Origin of the sequence: Paenibacillus sp. P13VS (assembly GCF_015143645.1) — a bacterium.
Classification (GTDB): Bacteria; Bacillota; Bacilli; order Paenibacillales; family Paenibacillaceae; genus Paenibacillus; species Paenibacillus xylanilyticus_A.
The window spans coordinates 142,894-165,012 of record NZ_WYEV01000001.1 but is presented as its reverse complement, the minus strand read 5'-3'; the positions used below and the strand labels follow the sequence as shown (position 1 = coordinate 165,012).

The 22,119-nt window shown below is 47.1% G+C and carries 22 protein-coding genes; 17 read left to right on the top strand and 5 right to left on the bottom strand.

The genetic code is table 11. The features are described from left to right. The first annotated feature begins 21 nt into the window (after positions 1-21). The 7 genes from GUA98_RS00670 (at position 22) to GUA98_RS00640 (ending at position 8,477) form a co-directional block, all read left to right on the top strand. Positions 22-792 carry an ABC transporter ATP-binding protein gene (locus tag GUA98_RS00670; RefSeq protein ID WP_193721754.1) on the top strand — a complete coding sequence of 257 codons (771 nt, stop codon included), beginning with the start codon at positions 22-24 and terminating at the stop codon, positions 790-792. Next, positions 767-2,728: an FtsX-like permease family protein gene (locus GUA98_RS00665; RefSeq protein ID WP_193721753.1), complete on the top strand. Its 1,962-nt coding sequence runs from the start codon at positions 767-769 to the stop codon at positions 2,726-2,728. The genes GUA98_RS00670 and GUA98_RS00665 overlap by 26 nt, the downstream gene beginning before the upstream one ends. A gap of 191 nt (positions 2,729-2,919) precedes the next feature. Beyond that, entirely contained in the window at positions 2,920-4,359 is a 1,440-nt protein-coding gene (locus GUA98_RS00660) for a 4-hydroxyphenylacetate 3-hydroxylase family protein (RefSeq protein ID WP_193721752.1), read from the top strand. 187 nt (positions 4,360-4,546) lie between these two features. Further along, the gene (locus GUA98_RS00655) at positions 4,547-5,254 is read left to right on the top strand and encodes a response regulator transcription factor (protein ID WP_154893420.1); all 708 of its coding nucleotides are present in this window, start codon (positions 4,547-4,549) and stop codon (positions 5,252-5,254) included. After that, complete coding sequence (locus GUA98_RS00650) at positions 5,232-6,671, top strand: sensor histidine kinase (RefSeq protein ID WP_193721751.1); 1,440 nt, start codon at positions 5,232-5,234, stop codon at positions 6,669-6,671. The genes GUA98_RS00655 and GUA98_RS00650 overlap by 23 nt, the downstream gene beginning before the upstream one ends. 93 nt (positions 6,672-6,764) lie before the next feature. Next, entirely contained in the window at positions 6,765-7,844 is a 1,080-nt protein-coding gene (locus tag GUA98_RS00645) for an AI-2E family transporter (protein WP_193721750.1), read from the top strand. Positions 7,845-8,078: 234 nt separating this feature from the next. Then, positions 8,079-8,477 (top strand): Asp23/Gls24 family envelope stress response protein, encoded by a 399-nt coding sequence (locus GUA98_RS00640; RefSeq protein ID WP_095358391.1) that lies wholly within the window; start codon positions 8,079-8,081, stop codon positions 8,475-8,477. A 95-nt stretch (positions 8,478-8,572) separates the two neighbouring features. On the opposite strand, the gene GUA98_RS00635 is transcribed toward GUA98_RS00640, so the two are convergent. Next, a complete protein-coding gene (locus tag GUA98_RS00635; RefSeq protein ID WP_193721749.1) occupies positions 8,573-9,415 on the bottom strand; it encodes an AraC family transcriptional regulator in 843 nt (280 codons plus the stop codon). A 202-nt stretch (positions 9,416-9,617) separates the two neighbouring features. Between GUA98_RS00635 and GUA98_RS00630 the strand changes: the two genes are divergently transcribed. The 3 genes from GUA98_RS00630 (at position 9,618) to GUA98_RS00620 (ending at position 13,700) form a co-directional block, all read left to right on the top strand. Further along, the gene (locus GUA98_RS00630) at positions 9,618-10,622 is read left to right on the top strand and encodes an aldo/keto reductase (protein ID WP_193721748.1); all 1,005 of its coding nucleotides are present in this window, start codon (positions 9,618-9,620) and stop codon (positions 10,620-10,622) included. A 181-nt stretch (positions 10,623-10,803) separates the two neighbouring features. Next, positions 10,804-12,414: an acyl-CoA synthetase gene (locus GUA98_RS00625; protein ID WP_193721747.1), complete on the top strand. Its 1,611-nt coding sequence runs from the start codon at positions 10,804-10,806 to the stop codon at positions 12,412-12,414. A gap of 41 nt (positions 12,415-12,455) precedes the next feature. Further along, positions 12,456-13,700: an aminopeptidase gene (locus GUA98_RS00620; RefSeq protein WP_153978218.1), complete on the top strand. Its 1,245-nt coding sequence runs from the start codon at positions 12,456-12,458 to the stop codon at positions 13,698-13,700. Positions 13,701-13,776: 76 nt separating this feature from the next. Here the strand turns inward: GUA98_RS00620 and GUA98_RS00615 are convergent, their stop codons facing one another. Next, positions 13,777-14,235 carry an AraC family transcriptional regulator gene (locus tag GUA98_RS00615; RefSeq protein ID WP_193721746.1) on the bottom strand — a complete coding sequence of 153 codons (459 nt, stop codon included), beginning with the start codon at positions 14,233-14,235 and terminating at the stop codon, positions 13,777-13,779. A 144-nt stretch (positions 14,236-14,379) separates the two neighbouring features. Between GUA98_RS00615 and GUA98_RS00610 the strand changes: the two genes are divergently transcribed. Next, positions 14,380-14,571, top strand: coding sequence for a hypothetical protein (locus GUA98_RS00610; protein ID WP_193721745.1), 192 nt, complete (start codon positions 14,380-14,382; stop codon positions 14,569-14,571). 44 nt (positions 14,572-14,615) lie between these two features. Here GUA98_RS00610 and GUA98_RS00605 read toward each other — a convergent pair whose 3' ends face one another. Further along, on the bottom strand, positions 14,616-15,230 hold the full coding sequence (locus GUA98_RS00605) for a nitroreductase family protein (RefSeq protein WP_227779319.1): 615 nt from the start codon (positions 15,228-15,230) through the stop codon (positions 14,616-14,618). Between the two features lie 150 nt (positions 15,231-15,380). On the opposite strand from GUA98_RS00605, the gene GUA98_RS00600 reads away from it, so the two are divergent. Then, the gene (locus GUA98_RS00600) at positions 15,381-15,620 is read left to right on the top strand and encodes a hypothetical protein (protein ID WP_127536043.1); all 240 of its coding nucleotides are present in this window, start codon (positions 15,381-15,383) and stop codon (positions 15,618-15,620) included. A 147-nt stretch (positions 15,621-15,767) separates the two neighbouring features. On the opposite strand, the gene GUA98_RS00595 is transcribed toward GUA98_RS00600, so the two are convergent. Continuing rightward, entirely contained in the window at positions 15,768-16,544 is a 777-nt protein-coding gene (locus GUA98_RS00595; RefSeq protein WP_095287482.1) for a D-alanyl-D-alanine carboxypeptidase family protein, read from the bottom strand. A 260-nt stretch (positions 16,545-16,804) separates the two neighbouring features. Further along, positions 16,805-17,167, bottom strand: coding sequence for an iron-sulfur cluster biosynthesis family protein (locus GUA98_RS00590; protein WP_193721743.1), 363 nt, complete (start codon positions 17,165-17,167; stop codon positions 16,805-16,807). Positions 17,168-17,334: 167 nt separating this feature from the next. Between GUA98_RS00590 and GUA98_RS00585 the strand changes: the two genes are divergently transcribed. The 5 genes from GUA98_RS00585 (at position 17,335) to opuFB (ending at position 22,083) form a co-directional block, all read left to right on the top strand. Then, positions 17,335-17,919: a TetR/AcrR family transcriptional regulator gene (locus tag GUA98_RS00585; RefSeq protein WP_193721742.1), complete on the top strand. Its 585-nt coding sequence runs from the start codon at positions 17,335-17,337 to the stop codon at positions 17,917-17,919. A gap of 102 nt (positions 17,920-18,021) precedes the next feature. Continuing rightward, positions 18,022-18,453: a nuclear transport factor 2 family protein gene (locus tag GUA98_RS00580; protein WP_193721741.1), complete on the top strand. Its 432-nt coding sequence runs from the start codon at positions 18,022-18,024 to the stop codon at positions 18,451-18,453. A 46-nt stretch (positions 18,454-18,499) separates the two neighbouring features. Then, complete coding sequence (locus tag GUA98_RS00575) at positions 18,500-19,351, top strand: NmrA family NAD(P)-binding protein (RefSeq protein ID WP_227779318.1); 852 nt, start codon at positions 18,500-18,502, stop codon at positions 19,349-19,351. Positions 19,352-19,565: 214 nt separating this feature from the next. Further along, on the top strand, positions 19,566-20,576 hold the full coding sequence (locus GUA98_RS00570) for an ABC transporter ATP-binding protein (protein WP_193721740.1): 1,011 nt from the start codon (positions 19,566-19,568) through the stop codon (positions 20,574-20,576). Further along, entirely contained in the window at positions 20,569-22,083 is a 1,515-nt protein-coding gene (opuFB, locus tag GUA98_RS00565; protein ID WP_193721739.1) for an osmoprotectant update ABC transporter permease/substrate-binding subunit OpuFB, read from the top strand. Before GUA98_RS00570 ends, opuFB begins: the two co-directional genes overlap by 8 nt. Positions 22,084-22,119 lie beyond the last annotated feature (36 nt).

Sequence of the window (22,119 nt, the reverse complement as noted above, 5' to 3'; positions counted from 1 at the left end):
ACGTAAAAAGGAGTGGTACATATGGAAATATGCTCGGTAAAACAGATCAGCAAAATCTATAAAGGGATCGTCTCCTACGAAGCATTATCGGGGATTGACCTCAGTATACAGGAAGGCGAATTTGTAGGAATCATGGGTCCATCCGGCAGCGGCAAAACGACACTGCTCAACATGATCTCCACGATCGACCATCCGACATCGGGAGAACTGCGCATTGCCGGGAAAAATCCGTTTGAGCTGAACCCGGATGAGCTTGCGCTGTTCCGGCGCAAAGAACTGGGATTTGTATTTCAGTCGTTCAATCTGTTGAATACTCTTACGGTAAAGGAGAACATTGTGCTGCCGCTGACGCTCGATGGAACACCGCTGGGGGAGATGAACGCTCGTGTGGAAAGGCTCGCAAGCAAGCTTGGGATTGAGGGGATTCTTGACAAGCGGACCTATGAGATTTCAGGTGGACAGGCACAGAGAACGGCCATTGCCAGAGCATTGATCCATTCCCCGAAACTAATATTGGCGGATGAGCCAACAGGCAACCTGGATTCGAAGGCGGCACGTGACGTCATGGAGATGCTGGAGCTTCGCAATCAGGAGGATCAGGCGACGATGCTGCTGGTTACACATGATGCAGTAGCAGCGAGCTACTGCAGCCGGGTCGTCTTCATCAAGGACGGCAAACTTTATAATGAGATTCACTACGGCGATAACCGGGCTGCTTTTTATCAAAAGATTATTAATGTGTTATCCCTAATGGGAGGGTCAGGACATGAATTTTCGCCAGTTCGCCATTAACAATGTGGTTCGCAACAAACGGATTTATTTGGCTCATTTTCTGAGCAGCACATTTTCCGTCATGATATTTTTCACGTACGCACTGCTTCTGTTTCACCCGGATTTGAAGGATGGCTTGAGGGGATCAAGTGAAACGGTTACTCTGCTGGCCAATCAGGGCTTTATGATTGCAGAGTTCATTATTTTCATCTTTTCGTTTCTGTTCTTGCTGTACTCGGTCGGTTCTTTTCTAAAAACACGCAAGAAGGAATTCGGTATCTTCCTGATCATTGGGATGACACGCAAGCAGATGAATCGGCTCCTGTTTATGGAGAACATGTGTATCGGGATCGCCGCCATTGCAGCGGGGGTTGGACTAGGGATAATCTTCGGTAAACTGATCCTGCTCATCTGCGGTTCCCTGCTGGCTGTGGAGAACAGTCTTCGATTTTATTTTCCATTAAAAGCAATCGCTCTGACAGCTGTCGCATTCCTTATTCTGTTTGCTGTCATTGCACTGTCTTCTTCTCTGCTTATCCGCAAGGGAACGCTGATTGATCTGGTGAAATCGGAGGAAAAGCCGAAGCCGGAGCCGAAGGCATCACGCTTGCTCGCGTTTCTATCCGTGTTGTCGATTGGCGGTGGTTATGCAGGCGTGTTCACTTTTGTGTGGGTGACGTACTCCTTCCCGCTGCTCCTGGGGAGTGTCATTATGGTAATCGCAGGTACATACCTGCTGTTCACACAGCTCAGTGTGTATGTCATTCGGGCATTAAAACGAAATCAGCGTTTGTTTTTCCGTAAAACCAATGTACTGTTTCTATCCGAGCTTACGTATCGCATGAAAGACAATGCTGTCATGTTTTTCATGGTTAGTGTTATTTCAGCCTCGGCATTTACCGGCATTGGCACCATGCTGGCGATCGCTGATCCAGGGTTGTCGTCGATGACGAACCCGTATGCATTTACTTACACGAATTCATGGGATACACCTGAGGCAGAGGGGGATATCAGACAGATTGAGGAAACGCTTGTTGACCATGAGGTCCCCTATGTAAAAGGCAGCTATACCCAGCTGTATGAGAATAACACTGGCAGCAATATCATCAAATTGAGTGAATACAACCATCTGGCCAAGGCCCTTGGTTACGAAGAACGCACGTTGGATACGGAAAATGGGGCCTTTATGACTCCATCGAATTTGGCAGCACGCAAAGAGCTGCGTAAACAAGTGGAGCAGGGGTTCTCACCAACACAGGTCGATCTTGAAATTGATAATTATCATCAACAGGTTGAGCTGTCTCCTCCAGCTACCGAAATCGTTATTCCTGTTGATTTCAAAGTGGACATCTACGTCATTTCCGATGAATTGTTTGAAAAGATGAAGCGAGCGTACAATGAATTCCTAGAATTGAGTGAAGATTACTATTCCAATAAAGTGACTCAATTTGTGGTGGAGGATTGGATGGGCACGCGGGCCTTCGCCCCTGAACTGGTTAATTCGATTCAGGATCGGCCGCGTACGAAAGGTTACTTCATGTTCAGCGCTCTCGTTGTGGACTGGCTGAATTCGAAACAAACCAATGGGATCATTTTGATCCTGAGCGGTCTGATCGGTATTGTCTTCTTTACCTTTGCGGCAAGCTTTACCTATTTTAGACTCTACGCGGATCTGGAAAGGGATGAGGCACAGTATCGCATGATTGGCAAGATGGGACTTAGTCGTCCTGAACTTCGTAAAATTGTAACTCAGCAGCTGCTGCTCATGTTTTTCCTGCCCTTACTCATTGCTTTGATTCATAGCTCGGTAGCATTTGTGGCGCTGCAGCAGTTGGTCGATTTTTCGGTTATGGGATACAGCCTGCGTATCTTCTGCGTTTTTGCCTCCATGCAGATCCTATACTTTGCGCTTGTGCGCTGGCGGTATTTACGCCATATGTACTCCAAATTAATCTAAACCGGCATGACCTAGGCAAACATCGGACGCTTCGTTCGGTGTTTGTTGACTTTTCTATCCTGGACACAGTACTATTTCAATAGATACAAATTGTATCACGGTGTGTATCATACATATTTTCAGCAGATAGACAATTGTACTTTGAGATTGGTAGCCATAGCAGGCTTTTTGCCTGAGAGGGAGGATGTATCATGAGCATCACGATGTCTTGCGGACAAGCTTACATACACCGATTGAATGATGAGCGAAACGTATGGCTGGATGGCAAGCGTGTCCGGGTAACCGAACATCCCGCCTTTCAGGGAACACTGCAGACGATTGAGAACTTGTTCAATTTGGTGGATGATCCGGATACACGAGAAAAAGTGGCATATTGGGATCAAGAGACGGGAAGTTATGTGCATCAGGCTTTTCGGGTGCCACTCGCTTCTCAAGATGTCAGCAGTAGAGCGGCAGCATTTCGGCTCTGGTCGGATCGAACCTATGGAGTCATGAGCAGACTGTCGGATTATGCCCGCTCGCGTCTTGTCGGATGGTATGCCACACGTCAGGATATGGCACGACATGATCCCACGTATTCAGATAAGATAGCGGCCTACTATCAGGAGGCCAAACGAAAAGATGCGTTCCTGACGATTGTCCAGCGTGACCCGCAGATCAATCGCTCCCTGCCTGTTGGGGAAGATGAAGATGCCATGCTGCGGATTGTGAAAACCAACTCGGAAGGGATTATTGTTCGGGGGGCCAAAATGGTGGCGACCGCAGCTCCTTATGCAGATGATATCATTGCGTATCCGATTCAGCGGATTCCGGGGCATCTGCCGGAACTGGCACATATGGTGATTGTTGCTGTGGGAAGTCCGGGTTTACATCTGATTTGCCGTGAATCTTTTGCCGCTCCACAGCTGGATGCTGCTCATCCTCTTAGTGCCCGTTATGATGAGATGGACGCTGTATTATTTTTTGATGATGTATTGGTTCCATGGGAGCGTGTGCTGCTGCATAACAATCCGGAAGCCGTGTGGCAGGTTCGCTGTAACGCAGCCTCTTCCAGTCTGGCCTACCATCAGAGCATCATTCGGCTGCACTCCAAGCTGGAATTCATCACCGCCGTCACAGCAGCCATTGCGCAGGAGATCGGTGTGGATTCATTCCTGAATGTTCAGGAACAGCTCGGAGAGATGATCAGCCAGATGCAGACCATTGAGGGCTTGATCGTGGCTTCAGAGGCCCAGGCTCAACCAGATGCGCATGGCAACTGGCTCCCGTCATTCAAATACATTGAGACAGCTCGTAATCTGGGCAGCCGATATTACCCAAGAGCAGTTGAAATTCTGAAAACCGTTGCAGCTGGTGGACTGATTCAGATCCCGTCGGGCCGATTCGATCTGGATGAAACGGTAGGACCATTGATGGCCAAATATCTTGGTGGAGTGACACTGCAAGCGCCAGAGAAAATCCGTCTGTTTCAGCTGGCTTGGGATCTGACCGGAAGTGCACTTGGTGCGAGGCATGATCTCTATGAGCGGTACTACGCCGGTGATCCAGTTCGCAACCGTGCAGGCCAGTATATACAATATGATAAGGAAAGTTTGAATAAAAAGGTTGAGCCTTGGCTCCATATGAAGTAGTCATTGAAGCTTCAGCAGCATGGAAATCATGGATAGAATTACGAGCCCGGGCACATGCCAGGGCTTTTATTTAGGTTATCTTTAGGTTTGATTTAGGTGGATTTAAGGGACGTGGTATATAGTAGTAAGATACATGTAGAAGAATACACAGCCGATGATAGAGGAATGAAGAAATGAGAGGAATAACATGAGATACACCGTATTGATTGCAGATGATGAACCAGAGATCGTGGAACTGCTTCAACTGTACCTTGAAAAGGACTATGACATCAGGACTGCCGCGAATGGAGCGGAGGCGCTGGAATGCATTCGTTCTGTACCGGTCGATCTTGTCATTTTGGATATTATGATGCCTGTAATGGATGGACTTCAGTTAATCAAGCAAATCAGGGCAACCCATCATATGCCCGTCCTGTTTCTATCCGCCAAAAGCCAGGACCATGACAAGATTCTCGGACTTGGACTCGGTGCGGATGATTATATTTCGAAGCCGTTTAATCCGCTGGAGATTGTTGCTCGTGTAGAAGCTTTGTTAAGACGTGTGAATCAATTTGACGCCCATGAATCCGCCGCACCCCAGGAGACCAATCTTGTTCTCGGTGAACTTATGCTGGATCGCTCCAAATGTGTGCTTTTTCGATCAGGCAAACCGGTAACCCTAACCTCCACGGAATACAAAATTGTGGATCTGCTGCTGGAGCAGCCTGGCCGGGTATTTACACGCAAGAAAATCTACGAGGCGGTATGGGGGGACTATTACGCGCATGAAGATAGCACCATTATGGTGCACATCAGCAACATACGCGAGAAGATCGAACGCGACTCCAGACAACCGGAATATTTAAAAACGATAAGGGGACTCGGATACAAAATTGAAGCGCCAACGGAAAGCTAGAGAAAAGCGACTTTTGCAAACCTCCCTGACACTGGACTTCCTGCTGTTCAACTTCTTTTTGCTGCTGCTCGTCTTGATTGTGTATCTCATGGTTTCGCTGGATGTCGTGGATTTCCGCATTTCGGATCAGGTGGTTGATCCTGATCTGAACGTCGAGGCGCATGTCTATGCAGCCGAATTGAACAAGAGGCTTGAGGATGACTCTTCAATCATGGAAATACAGCGTCTAATGGATAGCGGAGGGTGGATCGAAATTCTGGATGCAGATCGTTCGGTCATTCGCCAGATCGGTGTCAAGCAGGATGCAGTTACATATTACAGTGAGTCGGAGTTGTATGCCGGACTGGAGAATCGAAGCGATAGCACATATTATTATTCCATTTCTCCATACACAGCAGAGAGAGATGCGAAGTATGTCCTGCTGAAAATACCGCGTGATCTGGTGAGTATTCGCATGAATGAAAATCTGCTGATTACCAATCTGAAGCATCCTTTGTCATTTTACATCATGATCGGAGTTGGCTTCGTTCTGCTCCTGATATTCGTATACAGCTATTGGGTCGCACGTCGTATCAAAAAACCACTGAGTATTTTATCACTGGGGCTTACACAGATGATTCAGGGAAATTACAGTACACGCTTGTCCATCTCGGCAGAGAAGGAATTTGTCCAGATTGGCGAGACGTTTAATTATATGGCAGATGTCATCGAGAATACCTCGGCTGAAAAGCGCTATGCGGAAGAGAGCAAGCAGCGGCTAATCGTGGATCTGTCGCATGATCTGAAAACACCAATTACCTCCATACAGGGATATGCTCAGGCTCTCGTGGAGGGACGGGTAGAAAACCAGGAAAGGCAGCAGCGTTATCTGGGATATATCTATAACAAATCCGTTCAGGTGGCACGAATGATACAGAATATGCTCGAACTGCTCAAGGTGGACTCTCCCGATTATCACATGCAGATCCAGAAGAGAGAGATCGGGGAATTCGTGCGTGAAGTCATGGCGGATACCTATGGAGAGATTGAGCAGAAACAATTTGTGCTTCATGTGCTGGTACCTGATCAGGAGATATACGCTAGATACGATCCTGAATTACTGTCACGGGTAATTCAAAACCTCATTACCAATGCGCTGTCCTACAATCCGAAGGGAACGGAGCTGCGGGTGGAATTGATTCCGCTGGGTACGCATGTAGTCATTGAGGTTGCTGACACGGGGGTCGGTATTCCCCAGGAACTGTGGAGCACCATTTTTGATCCATTTGTACGAGGAGATGAAGCACGCACCGGTACCGGAGGAACCGGACTTGGACTCGCGATTGCCCGGCGAAATACAGAGAAGATGGGCGGACGACTGATCCTGTCCCAGCGAGGCAAGGAGACTACCGTGTTTACCATTCAAATTCCAAACTGATGCGTTGAATATACATTTATACGGGTAACGAAGAGGGCAGAAAAAACCTGTAAAAAAATCCCAAATAGAAAAGGTTATGTGGAGGGGAACATTTTGTTTAAAGCAAGTTCGTTTGTCCGGTTCAGCATTGCGCTGGCTCTGGTGCTCGTCAATATCTACCTGTTATCACGCGTCAGCTTTATCTTTCAGCCGCTGGTGACCATGATTACAGTTATCACAGTGCCGATGATGCTGTCCGTATTCTTTTATTATCTGCTAAGGCCACTCGTGAACTACATGGAACGAAAGAAGCTGAACCGAACACTCAGCATATTACTGATCTATCTGGTCTTCGGTGTGCTGCTCGTCCTGTTCATTGTGGGGTTATGGCCGTCCTTGCGTGAGCAGCTGATCAATCTGGTGGACAATGCACCGAATTTGATTAATTCACTCAGTATACAGTTGAGAGAACTGGAGCAGAACGGAGCGATCACGGCATTATTCCCAGAGGGATCCACACCGTTTTCTCAGCTTACGGACTATATTAATAAAGGGTTTACCTTCGTGACCAACTATGTGAGTGGATTGTTCTCGCTCATTTCCAGCTTTGCGATCATTCTGTTTACGTTCCCAATCATCTTGTTCTACATGCTGAAACAGGGAGAGAAATTCGGCCGCAAACTGGTGCATATCGCGCCTAAACGGTTCCAAAAAGACAGCCGTGAGGTTGTTCTTGAGATCGATCAGGCCCTGAGTGGATTTATTGTCGGAAGAGTACTCGTTAACCTGGCTCTTGGCGTACTGATGTATATTGGTTTCCTGATCATTGGTCTGCCGTATGCACTGCTGCTTACCGTCGTTGCCGTAATTATGAACTTTGTTCCATTTATCGGTGCTATCGTGTCGTCCATCCCTATTGTCATTATCGGTCTGATTCAGTCGCCATCGGTGGCGATCTGGTCGCTGATTATTATTCTGGTGGCCCAGCAAATTCAGGACAATCTGGTCGCTCCGTATGTGTTTGGCAAAAAGCTCGACATTCATCCGCTGACCACCATTATATTGGTGCTGGGTGCAGGGGATCTCGGCGGCATTATTGCCATCTTGATCATCATCCCTGTCTACATGATCGTTAAAATTATTCTGGTCAGGGTCTACCAGCTGTTCTTCAAGGAGAAATGGCAGAATGCCTGATTATAGGATTTAAAACGACTAGTCTGTTACACTCAGTCACTCCGATTGCAGTACCATCTTCCGATCGCTGTTATCCCCGAGTTTCTTGGATTCCCCTTATAAGGGGGAAACTCTGGTGATAAAGGCGAACGCTTCGCTTCTCCAGATTGGTACTGCACTCTCCGTTAACGTGTAAAAATTTTATTTGCATTTTATATCTTAATCATTCAATTAACCATAGAAGGAGTGGGAACCATGTCTGAAATCATCCCTAAAGAATATATCGAACCCGAATACATCGAACCTCAAGCCGTCCGGATGGGCGCCATTCACATCTCTAATGATGTCGTATCCAAGATTGTGGGAATAGCAGCACAGGCCACCTCTGGTATCTCTTCCATGTCAGTAGGATTGACCGAAGGCATTGCGAAGAGCATCAGCGGCAAGAGTCTGCAAAAAGGCATTGACGTTGATGTGAAAGATGACCAGGCCTCCATTCAGCTGCGTATCAATGTGCAGTACGGGTTCAAGATGCATCAAGTGTGCAAAGAACTTCAACACAATGTTCAGCAGGCCGTGGAGCAGATGACAGGCATTCTGGTCAATGAAATTAAAGTGCACGTCGTCGGTGTATCCATGCAGGAGCAAGTGTAGCTTAAACAGTCTCTTCCGGAAAAAGAATGATGATTAGCGATGGACAGGTTATGCTGTCTGAGCTTATGTGTAAGTAAAAGAACAGCACCCTCCCGTTAACTGCTTAACCGGGAAGGTGCTGTTTTGTGTTTACGGTAATGGGTGGGTGCTTCGCCCATCACCTTTTTGAACATTTTGGAGAAGAGAAGCTGATCGGAATATCCGACAGAGCGGGAGATATCGCCAATGGTCAACCCGGTATCTAGAGTCAATTCGGCAGCCTTGCGCATCCGGTAGTTGACCAAATACGATTGAATGCTGGTGCCCATCCGGTCTTTGAACAGGGAGCACAGATAGCTGCGCTGCAAGCCGATATGAGAAGCAATGGATTGTACTGTGATGGGATTCGCATAGTTCATCTCCACAAAGTCCATGACCTGGGTGACATACGTTTCCTTGGAGAACTCTTGCTCGGGTGGACGGATGTCTTCGTTTGCATGATCAATCAGAATGGAGAAAAATTGATATAACCATCCGGTCATGCTAATCTCCCATCCTTTGTGTGTATTTCGGGAACGGATCATGCGATGCAGACAGGAACGCATCTCATCGTCATTTTCCAGTTCGAAGATCGGATGCTGCTCCGTCAGGCAGGCCTGCTGTAATAGTGAATGGGAGGCATTTCCTTGAAAAGCAACCCAGCTGTATTCCCATGGATCTTCCAGATCAGCCTTGTAGTGCACGACGGAATGCGGGACGATGAGGAAGCCTTGGCCCTTATGCAGCTCATAGGTTTTGCCCCCGACTTCGAAAGTACCCTTGCCATCCAAAATATAATGGATTTTGTAATGATCCCGCATGGCTGGGCCGAAGTGGTGACCCGGTGTGCAGGGTTCGGTTCCATAATGAAGGAGCTGCAGATCCTGGAACGGATTGTTTTTGAACATATATGTAATCAAGGCATTCACTCCTGTGCAGTTCATTTCATCTTGCATTTTAACATGTTTTCTGTATGGGGATATGAATTATAGATGTGATTCAAAGAATAGACAACAAGTATTATTCCATACGGTTATAGCGATATGCCATATCGTTTTGGACCGAAACTGACTAAGATGAAAGGGTATTCACCCACTTTAACAAGAAATGAGAGAAAATGATATGCCTTATACTGCGAATGAACAGCGTTACGATGAGATGAAGTATGCACGCTCCGGCAAATCGGGAATCAGACTGCCGCAAATTGCGCTTGGCCTGTGGCAGAACTTTGGCGGAAACCGCACGCTGGATATTCAGGAAGAGATGATTCTGCGTTCATTTGATCTGGGAATTAACCATTTTGATCTGGCGAACAACTACGGACCACCTCCAGGATCGGCCGAGGAGAACTTTGGTCTCCTGTTCAAAAAACATCTGCGCCCATACCGGGATGAACTCTTGATCTCGACGAAAGCTGGATATTACATGTGGAAAGGTCCCTATGGCGAGTGGGGCTCCCGCAAAAACCTGATAGCCAGCCTGGATCAGAGCCTTGGACGGATGGGGCTTGAGTATGTGGACATTTTCTATCATCACCGTCCGGATCCGAATACACCGCTGGAGGAAACGATGGCTGCGCTGGATCATATCGTAAGACAGGGCAAAGCGCTGTACGTCGGATTATCTAACTATGATGCGGAGCAGACAAGAGAGGCGGTCGCCATTTTGCGTAATCTGGGAACGCCTTGCCTCGTGCACCAACCGAACTATTCCATGCTTAACCGCTGGATCGAAGACGGATTACAGGATGTACTGGATGAGCAGGGCGTAGGCTCCATTGCATTCTGTCCTCTGGGGCGAGGTCAACTGACGAACAAATACGTGGACAAGCTCAAGGAAGAACGTGCGAGCCCGACAGGCAATATGAAAACAGAAGCCTTTACAGACGAACGGATTGCCAAATTTGAAGCTCTTCAGGCCGTTGCTGAGCGCAGGGAACAAACCATTTCCCAACTGGCACTGAATTGGATACTCCGAGACAACCGCGTTACCTCTGCATTGATTGGCGCAAGCCGTGTTTCACAGATCGAGGAGAATGTTGCCGCATTGAAGGCACCTGGCCTGACCACCGAAGAATTAAATGAGATTGAAGGCATTCTGAACGGGATTGGAAATTACGCCTGGTAAACTAAATGGAACGAAAAATGTTCAGAGATCACGAGTAAAATAGTTAGAATAAACACAAGTCAGTTGTAATGAGAGTTCATTATAATTGACCTGTGTTTATTTTTTTTCAAAAAGGTGTTCATATCATAGCACCTGGTCCTAGGATTTAGGGTATAATATATAGATGCTATACATTTGAAATATGAAGGAGAGGCTCCATTTGAATTTTGAACAGTGGATTTCGCCTGAAACCTATAACCTGACATCCGAGATGGAGAATCACCCGTCAGACCGGATTGCACTTAGATGGCTCAGCGATCAAAATGAATTGGAAGAGATTACGTACGGAGAGTTGTTTAAGCAGGCTAACCGCTTTGCCGGGGGCTTGCGTGATTTGGGCTTGGAAAAGGGTGATCGGGTACTGGTCATGGTACCACGCCGTATCATTGCCTATGTCATTTATATCGCTTGTCTGAAACTAGGGATTGCCGTGATTCCTTCGTCCGAAATGCTGCGTGCCAAGGACTTGGAGTATCGCCTGCGGCATTCCGAGGCGCGAGCGGTCATTGTATGGTCCGAGACAACAGCTGAAGTGGAGAAAATGGATGCGGACCTGCCTGCACTGGCCCATCGCATCGTGGCATCACCATCTGGCGACAGCAGCGTTCCCGCTGATGGCTGGGTTAACGTACATCAGCTGATGGAAGGGCAGTCGGACGAAATGAATGCCGTTGAGACACACCGTGATGATATCGCCATACTGGCTTACACTTCCGGCACAACCGGAAATCCAAAAGGAGTTGTACATAGCCATGGCTGGGGATATGCCCACCTGCGTATCGCTTCCACGTTATGGCTGGATATTCAGCCATCAGATATCGTATGGGCCACTGCCGCGCCGGGATGGCAAAAATGGATCTGGAGCCCGTTCCTTTCCGTACTCGGAAGAGGAGCGACAGGTCTCGTTTATAACGGATCATTCCAGCCAAAGCGCTATTTGGAGCTAATGCAGGAGCATGGCATTAACGTATTATGCTGTACGCCAACGGAATATCGTCTGATGGCAAAAGCGGATGACCTCGGTCACTATGATCTGTCCAAACTTCGCAGTGCAGTGTCAGCTGGTGAACCCTTGAATCAGGAAGTGATTGAGATCTTCCAGCGTCACTTCGACCTGACCATTCGTGATGGATACGGCCAGACCGAAAGTACATTGCTGATCGGCAGTCTGAAAGATGCGCCAGTACGGATCGGGTCCATGGGACAATCGATTACGCCGGGCCTCATCGAGATTGTTAACGAGGACGGACAACCTCAGCCTGCAGGAGTAGTGGGTGATATCGCCGTTCATCAGGATATGCCTGCCTTGTTCCGTACGTATTATAAGGATGCAGGACGGAAAGAAGCGAATCAGCGTGGGGAATATTTCGTAACAGGAGACCGCGCACGCAGGGACGAAGAAGGATACTTCTGGTTTGAAGGCCGCAGCGACGACATTATCATCAGCTCTGGATATACGATAGGACCGTTTGAAGTGGAAGAGGCGCTGATGAAACACGCCAGCGTGAAGGAATGTGCTGTTGTTGCCAGTCCGGATGAAATTCGGGGCCATGTGGTCAAGGCCTTTGTTGTGCTGAGAGACGAGTCTCTTGCTTCGCCAGAACTGGTGCGTGAGCTGCAACATCACGTCAAGGAATGGACCGCACCATACAAGTATCCGCGCAAAATTGAATTTGTGTCGGATTTGCCTAAGACGAATTCGGGCAAGATCCGCCGGATTGAACTGCGCGAGCAGGAAAAGAAAAACGCGTAAAATATGAATTAATTTTATATGAACCAGGAGTGAATGGACCTATGAGTAATTTCGAGCAAACGTTTGAGCAATCGTTGGAACAATATGCAGAACTGGTGGTCAAAGTAGGCGTGAACATTCAAAAAGGACAGGATCTGCTTGTTACAGCTCCTATTGAAACGCTTGAGTTTACTCGCCTGATCGTAGCGAAGGCATATGCAGCCGGGGCCAAGTATGTACAGGTGGATTTTGAAGACGATCAAATTACACGCAGTCGTTTCCAGCAAGGTTCTGACGACAGCTTCGATTACTATCCGGCATGGAAAGGCGACATGATGGAGAGATTTGCAGAGGCTGGCGGCGCTACCTTGACGATCAAAGTACCGGACCCGGAACTGTATAACGGAATTGATTCCGACAAGGTTTCACGTGCGACCAAGGCGGCTGCCCAGGCACGCCGCGGTTATTCGAAATATACGCGCAACCATGAAATCAGCTGGTGCCTGATCAAGGCTCCGACCAAGGCGTGGGCGAATAAGGTATTTGCCGACATACCTGAGGAAGACCGCATCAATGTGATGTGGGACACCATCTTCCAAATGAATCGTGTGGATGGCGGTGATGCCATTCAGAACTGGAGACAGCATCTGGATACCCTGAACACGAAGAGTGATCAGCTGAATCAGAAAAATTATAAGAGCTTGCACTACCGCGCACCAGGAACGGACTTGAAAATTGAGCTGGTAGACAATCACATCTGGGGTGGCGGCGGAAGTGAGAACAAAGCGGGTGTGTATACCGTTGCGAACATGCCAACCGAAGAAGTATTTACCATGCCGAAGCGCAGCGGTGTTAATGGATATGTCAGCAGTACGATGCCTCTGAACTTGAACGGACAGCTGGTAGATCAGATGAGAATAACGTTTAAGGACGGTCAGGTTGTGGCTTTCACAGCGGCTTCCGGTGAAGAGCATCTGAAGAACCTGTTCGCTACGGATGAAGGAGCGCGTTATCTGGGTGAGGTGGCACTTGTGCCGCATGATTCACCTATCTCGAACCTGAATCGTATTTTCTATAATACCGGTATTGATGAGAATGCATCCTGCCATCTGGCTGTAGGCAGCGCATATCCGTTTAATATGAAGGACGGCACAACGATGTCTAACGAGGAATTGCTTAAACATGAGTGCAATGTGAGTTTGACTCACGTCGACTTCATGATTGGATCGGCTGAACTGGACATTGACGGCGAGCTGCAGGATGGCACAATTGAACCAGTATTCCGCAAAGGCAACTGGGCATTTTAATATTTTACAGCGTAGACTAGTGAAAAAGTGACTTCAATGATGAAGTCACTTTTTTTGTGCTGTCCAACGGATTAGATTAGACCTGTTTCACAGGCACACAAATTTCGCACTCATGCTGTTCGAGGAGATCCCATCGATATCGCTCCAGAACCGGTTGTTGACCCATGATATAACGGTTGTTTTGCAAGTAAGGAATTATTTCATTCCATGCTTGCTGAATACCTTCTGGTGTGTGTCTAACCTTGCAGATGAGATAATTCCCGCCCTGGAGCTCTCCAATCTCAATCGAGTCATCTCCCGGGAGTTCAAGTTCATGGAGCACGATTGCGGCATCGTATCTGCAGTGGAGCGGTGGTGTCGTTGTTGGATCATCCTGTGGTATGCCATATAAAACGGCAGCTTCAGTGAGTAAACGTTTCTCGTTTGCCCATCGTTTCAACTGGTTCATAGCTTGGACATTAGCAGAACCATAAGGACCAACCTGCCTTACATAAGCAATACGACATGCCGCCAGATGTTCCATATACATTTCCATTTTCGATCTTCCCTTCTCAGGAGGAATTCACTTACTTGATGGATGTTAACATGGTATAAAAAAATTTGCATAACTCTTTTCGAACAAGGAGAGTTGCAGGAGGGGGATTCCGGATAAGGATATTCGCTTGCTGAACAAGCACTAGTGTTCATCGCCGAAGTGCATCCGGATGAGGATGTATCAGAACTGGTTTTGGCAGATGTGGAATTTCAGGACTGTGAGGTTTTCAGGCTTGGGTATGACGCGGGTGATACACCAGCAGGCCGAATGTACATCTATGCGGAGTTCGATGAGAACCTACAATTGTCGGAGCAGCTGATCTATGAAATGTATTAAAGCCACGGAACCGTGGCTTTTTTGGTATAGCTATTCGAATGGATTTACTCGGCATGCATTTTATTAAAGCTGACGTATTCGTTGATGGGTTTGCGATAGCCGCGTGGGCGTTGTTTGGCTTCTGACTTTTTACCGATTGTAATCATCATGACAGGAACGTAATGTTCGGGAACATTCAGACTGCTCTGCAGTTCATCGGCGTCAAAACCAATCATCGGACACGTATCCCATCCCATATCCTGTGCAATCAGCATCAGCTGCATCGCCGACAGGCTGGCATTACGGATGGCGTCTTCACGCTGAAACACACTGCCACGGGCTTCGTAGAAGTCAAAAACACTTTGGGACTCCTGTTCATATTCAAACGGATTGAGCACACCCAAATGCAGTAAACCTTCGTTAATTGTGCGGATGTGGTGGTGAGCCTTGATATCACCCAGAACAACGATGACGGCCGAGGCTGTTTTTACTTTGTATTGCTGTGAAGCTTCGTATGCTTTTTCTTTTTGGGTCGGGTCGGTCAAGACCAGGTAGTGGGTATGCTGAAGGTTAAAGGCGGATGGGGCAAATTTGTTTAATGCAAACATCTGCTGCAAATCGGCTTCCGGGATTTCGATGCCTTCTTCAAAAATAACGGCGGATCTACGGTTTTTGACCAAGTTTTTCCAGTGCACTCATGGTGGTTTACCTCGCTTATGTATAAAGTATAAATTGACTATAACACGCTTGGTTACTTTTGGTAAGTATTATTTTCGAATAAGACAAGACCAAAGGGCCATAACCTTTAATAAAAACAGTAGAGGTGAAAGATGAGGACGTTCATCACCAGGTTCAGGAGGGAGAGCTCGTATCACGAATTCAAGGTATATGTCATTCAATCCTCCACATTGAAGCGATTTTTGGTCATGGAGATCATCGTTGGTACGCTTGCCTACCATGCTGCATTTTATTTGTGTCACAATGCACTTCTGGCAGGAGCAGGTTCCTGGGCGGGAACTGAAGGTTTGAAACGACTGCCTCTAGCGGTCAAAAGAATGGTCAGTTTTTGATCATTAAAAATGTTGCTGCAAAAACGTATGATGTCTTAACCATAGCACCATGCAGTTATCGTCGTGGAGAATGCAGGAGCAGAATGCCCTGTTCCGGGCACCGGCTCCTGGTTTCTTTCATTTCCTTAGTGTACAGCAACCTCTTCGTTATTTGGCACGCTCCAGATATTGTTCCAGAGTAAGTTTCTGACTTGTAATTTCTCCAGCGATATAGACCCCAACGTAACGCACATGCCAAGGTTCATAAGAGTAACCTGTCAACTTCTCCTGATCCTTGCCATATCGAATGATGAATCCATACTTGTGGGCATTGGCCTTCAGCCATTTGCCTTCTTTGGTGTTGCCGAAGCTCTGCTGCAGATCGTAGCCTACGGATGCACTGGAAATATCCATGGCAAGCCCGGTTTGATGTTCACTTTGACCTGGGCGAGCACTTGTTTTGTTGGCTACAGCTTCACCTTTGATACTAGCATTGCGTTCGAAGATCGATTTCTGTGTCGAATAGGAACGGTAACCTGATACGGCTTTGATATCAATGCCGTCTTTTTTGGCTGCTGCAAACAGCTTTTCGATCGCGGTAGCAGCGACCTTACGCATCTGTTTCTTCGGACTGGAGCCGGAGAAGCTGAATGGAATATTCGGTACAACCAAATCTTTGGGTGCATAGGTGGAAGGCAGATTTCTTTTTTTGTTCACGAGTACCACGGTGCTGGACAGATTCGTTACCGTTGCGAGACCGCTGCTACTTGTTTTAATGGTGCGGCTTGGTGCGTTATCATGTAAAAATTGAGTGAAGCTGGAGCTTGCAGCCGATGCGACTGGCGTCATGGATGGTACAAAGGGAAAGGCAGTGAAGGCAGCGCCTGCTACGACTGAGCCTATGAGTAGAGTGGAAATGATAGATTTGCGTGTGAATGATTTCATGATGTTCCTCCTCGGGTTAATGAATCTCTGGCATGCTGCATCTGATCGATACCAGTCATGCTTTTCTATATACCGAGTATACTAGAGGATTATATCCATAGGTTCTCCAATTGTTTCCGAGTTGTAAACAAATCATGCGAGATTCATAGTTTCGGTCATTTGGCCAAAAGAAACACAAAAAAAGACTCTGCATTCAGTGCAGAGTCTTTTCTTATCGGATATATAATGTTCAACGATTGTTTGAGATCATGGATTATTGTTTACAGCATGCATGCATCAGGTGCACTGGATTTTCCCGCACTTACAGCTCGCGTATCCCTAACCCGAACGTTGCTGCTAAGTACACCGGAATCACTGCTCAATGTGAAGGAAGGATAGTTTTCCTCCGTATCCAGCTTCATATGCTGTTCGAGATTTAATTGTTGTTTCGGATCAACATAGAATGGAACCAGGTTGGTTTCGATCTGCTCATCCAGTGCAGCAGGTTCATCTACGATCAAGAGGACCAGAATTCCGTTGCAGCCACAGCCTTCAGTGTCATAGAACACTTTTAAGTAGCCAGGTTGGTCATTCAAGCTCTCGGTTAATCTCGCTGCAGCCAAATCTGTAATTTGAATATGCATCGTGCTCACTCCTTATATGTTGAAAATAATCCTGAAATGTAAATGATGTAAAATTGAATCTACTTTCATTATACCACCTGGCTTTCAACTCAACGCAAAATATTTTCTTGACTGATTGGTCTGGAAAATGTATTCTATTCTCATGAAGAGGGAGGTGAGGTCGGGATTTGGGAAGAGCCAAGGAATTTGATACGGAATTTGTTCTTCGAAAAGCGACGTCTGTATTCGGGTCGTACGGCTATGAGGGGACTTCCTTGTCGGTGCTGCTGAAAGAACTGGGCATCGCTCGTCAGAGCTTATACGACACCTATGGAACGAAGCATGAACTGTTTGTCTCTGCACTCAAGTTTTATGTTCAGCAGAAAACCGATGCCAGCATCGAATTTCTGAATGAATGCTCGAATATTCGCCAGGGTGTGGAAGAGATGCTTAACGAAGCGGTTCGTGTTCTTTCGGATGATGAGCGCCGCAATGAGTGTTTTATCATCAACAGTGCCGTCGAACAGGCACCGCAAAACCACGAAATTGCTGCATTTATTCAGGAGAACAACAAACAGATGGAGGATGTGTTCCTTGCAGCACTAATCCGGGGGAGAAATAATGGTGAACTTCGTCATGCAGAGGAGGAATTGCCTGGTCTTGCCCGGTTTCTGAACTATTCTCGTTTGTCGCTGACGTTTACAGCCAAATGTGGTGCTGATTCAGAAGTCCTGCAGGATCTGGTACGCACAACCTTAAAGGTATTGGATTAAAGTTGGATTTAGAGAATGAACGCGTAACGCGTTTATTTTTTCACAATTCTAGACTGAATGGTCTGAAAAAATACAAACTCATTTTTGAGGAGGACATCAGATATGAATGATACGAACAAGCAAGTGGAGAAGAACGTGGCCGAGCACATTATGCATGGATTTACTCAACTGTTGTTGGAACGTAAGCTGGATCAATGGGCAGAGCTGTTTGCAGCAAAAGCCGTTTTTGAATTTCCATATTCCCCGAAAGGATATCCGCAGCTATTGAATGGCAGCGCAGCAATCTCGGAGCATATTCATACTCTTTTCGAACAAATGGAGATTCAGGAGTTCTCTGAGCCGGTAATCATGGCTTCACAGGATACGAATCAATTCGTAGCTGAGTTCACTTGCAAAGGTCGCTCGCTCATCACGAACAAGCCATATCACCAGGCCTACATATCGGTTGTCACTTATGACGATAACGGCAAGATTACACATTACAAGGACTATTGGAATCCCCTGGTGGTACTTGAGTCTATTGAAACAGAGTGAGCCAGTAAGAAAGTATAAAATTTATTAAAATTGAGGAGGAATTCATATGATTAACGATAAACCCTTAACGCTTATTACGGGAGCAAGCGGCAAGACAGGCAGCCGGATTGCGGCTATGCTTCAGAACCAAGACTATCCTGTTCGCCTCGCTGTTCGCAAGAAGTCTGCTTCCGATTTGGATGATAACCAGGTCCATTTTGATTGGTACGATTCTTCCACGTATGCAGCTGCACTGAAAAACGTGGATCATGTATACCTCGTTGTACCGATCCTGGATATGAATCCGGAGGACGTCATGATTCCATTCATTAAGGAAGCGGTCTGGGGAGGAGTGAAACGTCTGGTGCTGCTTGGCAGTGCTTCTGTAGGTGAAGATGGTCCTGTATTCGGGAAGGTTCATCAGACGTTGAAGCAGCTTGCTCCGGAGTGGGCCGTGCTTCAACCATCGTACTTCATGGAGAACTTTACCGAGGGACCACACCGGATGACGATGGAGCAGCATGGAGAAATTTACAGTGCTACAGGTGAGGGTAGAGTTGGCTTTGTTAGCGCGGATGACATTGCTGCTGTAGCTTTTCATGCTCTCACTGATAAGGAATCCCATAATACAGAGCATATTATTACAGGGCCGGAGGCCTTATCCTACGGGCAGGTCGCAGATATCTTCAGTCGAGTATTACAAAAGACCATACACTATCGTCCACTAACGGACGAAGCATTAACAAGAGGTATGTTGAAATCAGGAATGCCGACGGAATATGCTACCTTCCTTGCCGGACTGGACAGACGGATCCGGGAAGAAGGGACAGAAGACCAAACGACAGATACAGTGAAAAATGTGACCGGACGTGATCCGATTTCACTGGAGCAGTTGATTACGATGCATGTACAGGTATGAAATGAATAAGTCCGGAACAGCTCTGCATGTTTTGGAGGACGGTGCTTCATGCTCCGTCCTTTTTGTGTTGGACTTTTTCATATTCAAGATGCATTGAATAGTGGCAACAACCCTCCGTTAAGCAGAGGTACTCAAACAACAGTAATGATTATGGGGGGGGTCTTTTGGGGAAATAGATGAGAATGAAAGGTTAATAAAGGAGAGACGCGTGCGGATGATTGAATTCGAAAATGTATCCAAGCAATACCCTGATGGGACACAGGCGCTTCATCAGGTTAATCTCAAGATTAATAAAGGCGAACTATTGGTCATGATTGGGCCTAGCGGCTGCGGCAAAACGACGATGCTCAAAATGATAAATCGCCTGATAGAACGAACGGGTGGAACGATTCGTATCCAGGAGCGGCCAATCGATGAATTTAACATTCACGAATTGCGCTGGAATATCGGGTATGTCCTGCAGCAGATCGCCTTGTTTCCGCACATGACGATTGCCGAAAATATCGCTGTTGTTCCTGAATTGAAAAAATGGAAGCCTGCCCAGATTCATGAACGGGTACATAACCTGCTTGATATGGTGGGATTAAACGGGGAGACCTACAGTGATCGCAAACCAGCAGAACTGTCGGGTGGACAGCAGCAAAGAATTGGCGTACTGCGGGCATTGGCGGCAGATCCCGAGATTGTACTTATGGACGAACCGTTCAGTGCACTCGACCCAATGAGCAGAGAGAAATTGCAGGACGATATTCTGGAGATTCAACGTAAGATGAAGAAAACAATTGTATTTGTTACGCATGACATACAAGAAGCCATGAAGCTGGGTGATCGCATATGTATTTTGAAGGATGGACAAGTACTGCAGGTGGGAACACCTGAAGAGCTGTTACAGAACCCCGTGAATGAATTTGTGCATCATTTTGTCGGAAGTCCTGGTACAGATGTGAATCAAGATCAAGATCATAGCATGCACTTGTCTTCTCATACTCAGACGAATTTCAATCTTGAATCGATTATGACACCTATTGCACCAGGCCATGTTCCGAAGTCTGCCAAGACAGCAGTCCCGATTTCTATGACATTGACGGATTTATTGGATGTCTTGGATGCATACGATACCTTACTGGTCGAGAAGAATCATCAGATTGTAGGACAAGTGAGCAGGACGGATATGCTGAGGTACTGGTCTGGTCAACTGCAAGAGCGGGGTGAGACCCATGAGTAAGTTCTCAGAGGTATTTACTGAGCGCAAAGGGCAGCTGTTAACCGCTCTTCTGGAGCATGTTCAGATTTCTTTTATCGCCCTGTTTCTCGCCGTTCTCATTGCAATTCCACTCGGCATTTATCTAACCCGAAAACCCAAAGTTGCTGAACCGATCATCGGTGTTACGGCTATCCTGCAGACCATTCCATCACTTGCTCTTCTTGGGTTGCTCATTCCGCTGTTCGGCATCGGTACAGTACCAGCGATTATTGCTCTAGTGGTGTATGCCCTGCTTCCGATCCTCCGTAATACGTATACAGGGATAACCGAAGTGGACCCTTCCATGATTGAAGCCGCCAATGCGATGGGTATGAATAGTCGACAGCGTTTGAGCAAAGTGGAGCTTCCGCTTGCAATGCCTGTCATTATGGCAGGCATTCGTACGGCAATGGTTCTTATCGTGGGTACCGCAACTCTTGCAGCATTAATAGGCGCAGGTGGCCTCGGTGATCTGATTTTGCTCGGGATTGATCGTAATGATACAGCACTTATTATGTTGGGGGCGATACCGGCAGCACTGCTGGCAATATTGTTTGATGTGCTGCTTCGGCAATTTCAGCGGATGTCATTCCGTAAAACGGTGGGTACGCTCAGTACACTCGCTTTGATCGCTATACTCGTGATAACCCTCCCGCTATTATTTCGCGGAGGACAGAAGGACCTGGTCATTGCGGGCAAGCTGGGCGCAGAACCTGAGATTCTCATTAACATGTACAAGCTGCTGATTGAGGAGCATACAGATCTTACGGTTGAATTAAAACCTGGTTTGGGGAAAACTCCCTTTTTGTTTAATGCTCTTCGCTCCGGCGACATCGATATCTACCCCGAATTCACGGGGACAGCAATATCAGAATTCCTGAAGGAAACAGCTGTCAGTACGGATCGTAAGGAAGTCTATGAACAGGCAAGAGACGGAATGGATGCCAAGTTTAATATGGTGCTATTGAACCCGATGGATTACAACAACACATACACACTCGCAGTCCCGCAGGAGGTTGCTGACCAATTTGACCTGAAAACCATATCAGACCTCAAATCTGCTCAGCAGCAGATTAAGGCTGGATTCACACTGGAATTCTCAGACCGTGAGGACGGCTATCTGGGAATACAGAAGAAATATGGCATTCGGTTTCCTAACGTTGCCACGATGGAACCCAAACTTCGATATGCAGCTCTTCAGCGAGGCGATATTAATCTGGTTGATGCCTATTCCACGGACAGTGAGCTAAGGCAGTATAATCTCGTGGTGCTTGAAGATGATCAGAAGCTGTTCCCGCCATATCAGGGAGCTCCGCTGCTGCGCAAGGAGACGGCGGATGCCTATCCTCAGCTCATCGAGATACTGAATCAGCTGGCGGGACGCATTACAGACAATGAGATGCGTCAGATGAATTATGAGGTGAATGAGAATGGAGCCCGTCCGGAGCAGGTAGCGTCCGACTATTTACAGAAGGCGGGTTTACTATAAAATTCAATGGGGAAAAGGGAAGAGGAGGAGCCAGTT

Bases quoted from the DNA above. Each gene is read 5' to 3' on its own strand.
- GUA98_RS00625 (WP_193721747.1), top strand. From the start codon at position 10,804: ATGAAGGAGAGGCTCCATTTGAATTTTGAACAGTGGATTTCGCCTGAA.
- GUA98_RS00660 (WP_193721752.1), top strand. From the start codon at position 2,920: ATGAGCATCACGATGTCTTGCGGACAAGCTTACATACACCGATTGAAT.
- GUA98_RS00640 (WP_095358391.1), top strand. From the start codon at position 8,079: ATGTCTGAAATCATCCCTAAAGAATATATCGAACCCGAATACATCGAA.
- GUA98_RS00600 (WP_127536043.1), top strand. From the start codon at position 15,381: ATGAGGACGTTCATCACCAGGTTCAGGAGGGAGAGCTCGTATCACGAA.
- GUA98_RS00570 (WP_193721740.1), top strand. From the start codon at position 19,566: ATGATTGAATTCGAAAATGTATCCAAGCAATACCCTGATGGGACACAG.
- GUA98_RS00595 (WP_095287482.1), bottom strand. From the start codon at position 16,544: ATGAAATCATTCACACGCAAATCTATCATTTCCACTCTACTCATAGGC.
- GUA98_RS00665 (WP_193721753.1), top strand. From the start codon at position 767: ATGAATTTTCGCCAGTTCGCCATTAACAATGTGGTTCGCAACAAACGG.
- GUA98_RS00620 (WP_153978218.1), top strand. From the start codon at position 12,456: ATGAGTAATTTCGAGCAAACGTTTGAGCAATCGTTGGAACAATATGCA.
- GUA98_RS00580 (WP_193721741.1), top strand. From the start codon at position 18,022: ATGAATGATACGAACAAGCAAGTGGAGAAGAACGTGGCCGAGCACATT.
- GUA98_RS00615 (WP_193721746.1), bottom strand. From the start codon at position 14,235: ATGGAAATGTATATGGAACATCTGGCGGCATGTCGTATTGCTTATGTA.
- GUA98_RS00655 (WP_154893420.1), top strand. From the start codon at position 4,547: ATGAGATACACCGTATTGATTGCAGATGATGAACCAGAGATCGTGGAA.
- opuFB (WP_193721739.1), top strand. From the start codon at position 20,569: ATGAGTAAGTTCTCAGAGGTATTTACTGAGCGCAAAGGGCAGCTGTTA.
- GUA98_RS00575 (WP_227779318.1), top strand. From the start codon at position 18,500: ATGATTAACGATAAACCCTTAACGCTTATTACGGGAGCAAGCGGCAAG.
- GUA98_RS00590 (WP_193721743.1), bottom strand. From the start codon at position 17,167: ATGCATATTCAAATTACAGATTTGGCTGCAGCGAGATTAACCGAGAGC.
- GUA98_RS00670 (WP_193721754.1), top strand. From the start codon at position 22: ATGGAAATATGCTCGGTAAAACAGATCAGCAAAATCTATAAAGGGATC.
- GUA98_RS00630 (WP_193721748.1), top strand. From the start codon at position 9,618: ATGCCTTATACTGCGAATGAACAGCGTTACGATGAGATGAAGTATGCA.